The organism is uncultured Halomonas sp. (assembly GCF_947501415.1).
Classification (GTDB): Bacteria; Pseudomonadota; Gammaproteobacteria; order Pseudomonadales; family Halomonadaceae; genus Halomonas.
Genome location: NZ_CANMVL010000018.1, coordinates 58,310 through 64,543 on the forward strand (window position 1 = coordinate 58,310; position 6,234 = coordinate 64,543).

Here is a 6,234-nt window from a genome sequence, read left to right on the forward strand (position 1 = left end):
TGGATGGCTTGTTGTGGCGGTGGCGGGCTAAAGTTGGGGGGGGAGTTCGTGGATCGGGAAGAGGGGGATGGCCGGAAGAGGGGGATGGCCGGAAGAAAGATGCCCTCGCTGGGTAGCGCTATGGCCGCTTGGCGGCCTTGCGATAGACGCTGTTTCGATCCCGCTTGCCCACGGCGATGACCAGCACGACCAGTTCGCGGTCACGTACTTCATACACGAGCCGGAAGCCCGCGCTGCGCAACTTGATCTTGTAGCGGTTCTGACTGCCCGACAGGCGTGATGCGGGAATAGCCGGTGATTCGATGATGGACTGGAGCTTCTTCTTGAACTGCTCGCGTACGCTGCCGTCAAGCTTGTGCCACTCCTTCAGCGCCTCGGCGCGAAAGCGCAGCTCATAGCTCATCCAGTGTCACCGTGATCTCCGGCTGGTCGTGACGTTGGTCGGCGATGCGGTTGAGCTCGGCGTCCTCCAACTTCTCGAGCAGTTCCTCGTAGACGTCGGCAGGAATGCAGTAGAAGGCGGGTTCGTTGCGGTTCAACACGGCGACCGGGAAGCCCTCTCCGGCTGCCACGGTGGCCATGGGGTTTTTCTTCAGTTCTGAGATGCTGGCGGTGGTCGTTGCCAGGATATGGTGAGGCATGGTGGGACCTCCTGTGCCGGTATGATCTCCATATTAGACCTGTTGCGAGGCTTTTAACAGGTCTCCATGCTCTCCTCAGCGATAGCGAAACACCCGCAGGCTGGGCAGGAACGGCTCATCCTCGAGCTTCTCGTCGCGCCGGCGGGCGCGGGTGCGGGTCTCGGGGGGCTGCAGGGGTGGCAGGTTATGGTCGGGTAGCCGGCCATCCGGCGAGGGCACGAACAGCGGCAGGGCAACGTTCATGGCACGTCGGGTGCGGCCATCCTCCAGGGGCTCGCGGTAAAAGAGGTTGGCGCGCATCAGCGGGGCCTGGCGCTGCACCTGGGCGAGGGGCTCGCCGCTTGGGATGCCGGCCAGCCGGCGCAGCTGGATGCGGATATGCGGCGCTTCGTTGTCGAAGGTGAGCAGCTTCTGTTCGGCCTCCTGCACCGTCAATTTCTTGATCGAGCGCCCGCTCGAGTACCAGGCCAGGCGCACCCGGGCCAGCGGCGCCTCGCTTGCCGGAATGGCCCGCCAGCACTGCTTGAGGTGGACCCGCGCCAGCCCCTCGCCGCGCAGATGGTCGTGCAGGGCCGGGTGGCGGAAGGGCAGCACCGCCTTGGCCTCGGGAATCAATGACGGCGCCTGGTCGCGTATTTTGGCGGTCAGGGCCGCGAACGCCGCCTTGGCAACATTGGCCGCCGCCACGGCCTCCATGACCTCGTCACCGGCCGCCACCAGGCCGATATAGGCGCGAGTGGCGCGACCGTCCTGGCCATCCTGGTACCAGACATCCTGCAGCGCTTCGCGCAGCCACGCCGCGGCCCTTTCGCCGTCGACCGGCTCGGGTTCGCCGAAGATCCAGCAGGCCCCCGGGGCGCGAGCATAAGCCTCGGCCACCGCGGCGGTGGTCTCGACCAGGGCGTCGAAGGCCGCCTCCAGCTCGGCAAGCAGCCGATACTCGGGGCGCTGGGAGGATGAGGTGGTCATGGCTCGTCCTGGAAGCCGCGTTCGGCGCGCAGGATCATCTCGTCGATCTCGGTTTCATCCATGGCCGGCTCACCGGCGATGCGGTGGCTGCCATCGGCCCAGGCGCCGAGATCGATCAGCCGACAGCGCTCGCTGCAGAAGGGGCGGTAGGGATTGTCCTCGCGCCACTCGACCTTCTTGCGGCACTGGGGACAGGCGACTTCCAGGGGGCGTTGTGATTGGCTCATGGGGGCTCCGTAGGGCGAATAACTTTGGGCTCCTTTTGGGGTCTCCCTTTGGGGTCAGACCCCAAAGGGACGGGGTCTGACCCCAAGGTCGCGATAATAGCGGTCGAGTTCACTGACTCGGCGGCGCATCGCGGCTTCGCTGCCGCCATTATCTAGCACGTCGTCGGCGCGGGCCAGGCGTTCGTGGCGGGGCATCTGGGCGGCGACGATGGCGCGGGCCTGGTCGGCATCGACCTCATCCCGGGCGGCGGTGCGCTCGATCTGCAGCGCTTCGGGCACATCGATCACGAGTGCACGGTCGACCATCTCGCTCTGGCCGGACTCGAACAGCAGCGGCGAGACGAGCAGGCCATAGGGAGCGCCGGAGGCGTGGATACGCGCCAGATGCTCGACCAGTCGCTCCCGGATGCGGGGATGGGTGGCCGACTCCAGCCAGCGGCGCTCGCGCTCGTCGGCGAAGACGATCTCGCGCAGGGCGCGGCGGTTCAGGGTGCCGTCGCCGTTGAGCACCCGGGCGCCAAAGCGTTCGGCGATCTCGGCCAGGGCCGGCTCGCCGGGCTCGACCACCTCCCGGGCGATATCGTCGGCGTCGACCCAGGGCGCCCCCAGCGCCGCGAAGGCGCGGGCCACGGTGGACTTGCCCGAGGCGATCCCGCCGGTCAGGCCGATGATCAACGCCATGCGGTGTCTCCTGTCTCGAAACAGCGATCAGTATGTGGTTTGGCCAGGGAGTCTACCATTCTTGCTCCGGGAGCTGGCGGCCCGCGTCCTACTGCTCCATGGTAGTAGTAGCCATGGTCGATGCCGTTTACGGTGTAACAGGAGAGCACGATGGTCGAGCCGCTTGGTGCAGCAGAGGTGTTTCAGGCGTGTCCCGAGGAGGTATTGACGTTCGAGGTCTCCAGCGAGCTCGAGCCGCTGGATCTGCTGACGGGGCATCAGCGGGCGCGGGAGGCGCTCGCCTTCGGCACGGCCATTCGCAGTGAGGGCTTCAACCTCTTTGTGCTCGGCCAGCCGGGGCACGGCAAGCATAGCCTGGTGGAGCGCTATCTGACGGCGCGTTCGCGTGATGAGGCCTCACCGCCGGACTGGTGCTATCTCTATAATTTTGAGGACCCTGCCAGGCCACTCTATCTCGAGCTGCCGGCGGGCGTGGGTCGACAGCTGCGCCGCGATATCGAGGCGCTGGTCGATGAGCTGCGCGGTGCGATTCCGGCGGTGTTCGAGCGTGACGAGTACCAGAATCGCCTGCAGGAATTGAAGCAGGCGATGGGCGAGCGCCAGCGTGACGCCATCGAGCAGGTGCGGCGCGAGGCCCGCGAGCAGGACATCCTGCTGCTTTCCACGCCCAACGGCTTCACCTTCGCGCCGGCCCAGGGCGACAGCGACGAGATGATCCCGCCGGAGAAGTACGAGGCACTCCCCCGGGAGGATCGCGAGCGACTCGAGCATACGGTGGAGATCCTGCAGCGCAAGCTCACCCAGGCGATTCGCCGCATGCCCAAGCTGGCCAAGGAGCTGCGCGAGCAGATCCAGCAGCTCAATGAGGAGGTACTGCAAGCGGCCATCGGCTCGCCGCTGGCGGAGCTCGAGGAGCGCTATGGGTCGCAGCCGGGAGTGATCGCCCATCTGGCGGCGATTCGTGAAGCGATTCTGCAGCATGCCGATGCCTTCGTGGCCGAGGAGCCCGAGATCCCGCCGGAGGCGATCTTCAGCCGCTGCTATCTCAACCTGCTGGTGGACAACGCCGAGACCGATGGGGCGCCGGTGATCTATCAGGATCTGCCGGGGCACCAGCATCTGGTGGGGCGCATCGAGCACCATGTTCACAACGGCACCCTGTTGACCGACTTCTCGCTGATTCGTGCCGGGGCGCTGCATCGGGCCAATGGGGGGTATCTGGTGCTGGATATTTACGGTCTGCTGACCCAGCCCGGGGCCTGGGAGACCCTCAAGCGGGTGATGCAGGCCGGTGAGATCCGCACCGAGTCGCTGGAGCAGGCCTACGGCATGATGAGCACCGTGACTCTGGAGCCTGAGCCGATACCCCTGGACGTCAAGGTCGTGCTGCTCGGCGAACGCCTGCTCTACTACCTGCTGTGCGAGCACGACCCGGAGTTTCTCGAGCTGTTCAAGGTCCAGGTGGACCTCGAGGATGAGTTGGAGCGCACCCCGCAGAACCTGACGCTCTATGCGCGGATGATCGCGACCCTAGCCCGGGAGGCGGAGCTGGCCCCGCTGGATCGCAGCGGCGTGGCGGCGACCATCGAGCGCGCCGGACGGCTGGCCGACGATCAGCAGTGGCTGACGGCGCGGCATCGCGACCTGCAGGACCTGCTGCTGGAGGCGGGGCACTGGGCGAGCGTGGCGGGGGCCGAGCTGATCACGCGTGAACATGTGGAGAAGGCGGTCGCCCAGCAGCTGTGGCGGGCCGGGCGCATCCGCGAGCGCAGCCAGGAGCAGATCCAGCGTGGCACCCTGATGATCACCACCGAGGGGCGCGTGGTGGGGCAGGTGAATGGGTTGTCGGTGCTGGCGGTGGGGGACTTCGCCTTCGGCCAGCCGACCCGCATCACCGCCACGGCCCGGCCCGGCAGTGGCCAGGTGGTGGATATCGAGCGCGAGGCGCGACTCGGCGGGCGCATCCACTCCAAGGCGGTAATGATCCTGTCGCGCTATCTGGCCGGGCGCTATGCCCGGGAGTCGACCCTGTCGCTCTCGGCGAGCCTCGCCTTCGAGCAATCCTACGGCGGCATCGAGGGGGACAGCGCCTCGGTGGCCGAGGTGTGTGCGCTGGTCTCGGCCATCACCCGGGTGGGACTCGATCAGGCATTCGCGGTCACCGGCTCCATCAATCAGCATGGTGAGGTGCAGGCGGTGGGCGGCGTCAACGAGAAGATCGAGGGCTTCTTCGATATCTGCCGCGCCCGGGGCGAGCTTTCCGGTCAGGCGGTGATCCTGCCGGCCAGCAATGTCGAGCACCTGATGCTCAAGCCCGAGGTGCGCGAGGCGATGGAGGCGGACACGTTTCGTATCTATGCGGTGCGCCATGTGGATGAGGCCCTGGCGCTGCTGACCGGCGAGACACCGGGGGAGGCCGATGGGGACGGCAACTTCCCCGAAGCGAGCCTCAATGGGCGTGTGCAGGCGCGCCTGGCGGCCTTTCAGGCGGCGGTAAAGGCCGGACCCGGTGGGGGAGATAGTGACCTGGAAGACGGCAGCGAGGGCGAGGTGAGTGATACGGAGAACGGCGATGACGGCTGATCCCGAGAGCCCGGTGGCGGTGCATGTCGAAACACTACGGGTGCTGGCGCTGCTGGATGATTCGCGCCAGGGGGTGGCGGCCCTCGAGGCGGCGGTTGTGCTGGCCGAGCAGGCGAGCGCCGAGCTGGTTGCGCTGTATGTGGAGGATCAGAACCTGCTGCAGTGTGCCGCCTTTCCCTTTTCGTGCGAGATAGGCGCGAGCAGTGGGGTGGTGCGCCCTCTTAGTCGGGATCGTCTGGTGTCGAGCCTGTTGCATCAGGAGCGGCGGGTGGCGCAGGCACTGGAGCGGGCCGCGGCGGGCAGGGCGTTGCGCCACCGCCTTCAGGTCAGTCGCGGGCAGGTGGCGAGCGAGGCCCTGGCCGAGGCAGCGCCTGGCGATGTGCTGATCCTGGGCAAGGCGGGGCTGTCGGCTCGCTGGGGCAGCCGCCTGGGTTCCACCAGCCGGCGCCTGTTGCTGGAGGCGCCCTGCACGGTGGTGATCTGGGATGAGTGTCATCCGCCGACACCTGGGCCGCTGCGCTATTTTCGCGGCGAGGCGCCGGCCCTGCCGTGGGGGGAGACGCCAGAGGAGGCGGTGCAACGGCATCCGCTTTTCGTGGGGCGTGAGGAGCTTGCCATCATGGACGCGCCAGCCCTCGAGCACTTCCTGAGCCAAGCCCACCGTGGGGCGCTGGCCATGACCCGTGAACGACTGGTCCTTCTGCTCGAGCAGGACGCCGAACTGCTGGCGCGTATCCCGGTGCCCATCGTGGTGGTGCCATGAACCGTTTTTGTATTTGATTTATCACGCACTGACGTGAACCCAGTAGGTAGGAGGGATGCTCCGCTACCCCATGGGCGTTTCGTCACCCTGTGGGTGGCCGGGTTCCCCGGGCGATGGCGCCGACAGGCGCCCGTTATCGTGTCGCATTTTTCTGGCCCATCCGGGGAGGCCTTTGGCCTCCTTTCGCCCGGCAGAGCCGGCCTCCCAGTGCGCCCGAGAAGGCGTACACACAGTGCGGTGAGAGTCCGCACCGGGGTAAGCCATGGCCCCGTAGCCAAAGGTAACTGCGTCGTCGCGAGGCGGGGTGGGGAGCAACCGGAGGCGAACTGGCGGTCCGTAGGATGACGAACTCGATTCGGCCGGGTCAGGT

General features: G+C 66.9%; 7 protein-coding genes. 2 read left to right on the forward strand and 5 right to left on the reverse strand.

The features are described 5' to 3' along the window. Window positions 1–118: 118 nt before the first annotated feature. From Q0894_RS12620 to coaE, 5 genes are all read right to left on the reverse strand, one after another. Window positions 119–403: a type II toxin-antitoxin system RelE/ParE family toxin gene (locus tag Q0894_RS12620; RefSeq protein WP_299235903.1), complete on the reverse strand. Its 285-nt coding sequence runs from the start codon at window positions 401–403 to the stop codon at window positions 119–121. Next, window positions 393–641 carry a type II toxin-antitoxin system Phd/YefM family antitoxin gene (locus tag Q0894_RS12625; RefSeq protein ID WP_161422831.1) on the reverse strand — a complete coding sequence of 83 codons (249 nt, stop codon included), beginning with the start codon at window positions 639–641 and terminating at the stop codon, window positions 393–395. The genes Q0894_RS12620 and Q0894_RS12625 overlap by 11 nt, the downstream gene beginning before the upstream one ends. Before the next feature lie 75 nt (window positions 642–716). After that, window positions 717–1,610: a DNA replication terminus site-binding protein gene (locus tag Q0894_RS12630; protein WP_299235907.1), complete on the reverse strand. Its 894-nt coding sequence runs from the start codon at window positions 1,608–1,610 to the stop codon at window positions 717–719. Beyond that, window positions 1,607–1,837 (reverse strand): DNA gyrase inhibitor YacG, encoded by a 231-nt coding sequence (yacG, locus tag Q0894_RS12635; RefSeq protein ID WP_299235909.1) that lies wholly within the window; start codon window positions 1,835–1,837, stop codon window positions 1,607–1,609. Before yacG ends, Q0894_RS12630 begins: the two co-directional genes overlap by 4 nt. 54 nt (window positions 1,838–1,891) lie before the next feature. Then, the gene (coaE, locus tag Q0894_RS12640) at window positions 1,892–2,512 is read right to left on the reverse strand and encodes a dephospho-CoA kinase (RefSeq protein ID WP_299235921.1); all 621 of its coding nucleotides are present in this window, start codon (window positions 2,510–2,512) and stop codon (window positions 1,892–1,894) included. 156 nt (window positions 2,513–2,668) lie between these two features. Here coaE and Q0894_RS12645 point away from each other — a divergent pair, with 156 nt between their 5' ends. Next, complete coding sequence (locus tag Q0894_RS12645; RefSeq protein WP_299235911.1) at window positions 2,669–5,101, forward strand: ATP-binding protein; 2,433 nt, start codon at window positions 2,669–2,671, stop codon at window positions 5,099–5,101. Continuing rightward, the gene (locus Q0894_RS12650) at window positions 5,091–5,864 is read left to right on the forward strand and encodes a universal stress protein (protein ID WP_299235913.1); all 774 of its coding nucleotides are present in this window, start codon (window positions 5,091–5,093) and stop codon (window positions 5,862–5,864) included. Before Q0894_RS12645 ends, Q0894_RS12650 begins: the two co-directional genes overlap by 11 nt. Window positions 5,865–6,234: the final 370 nt, after the last annotated feature.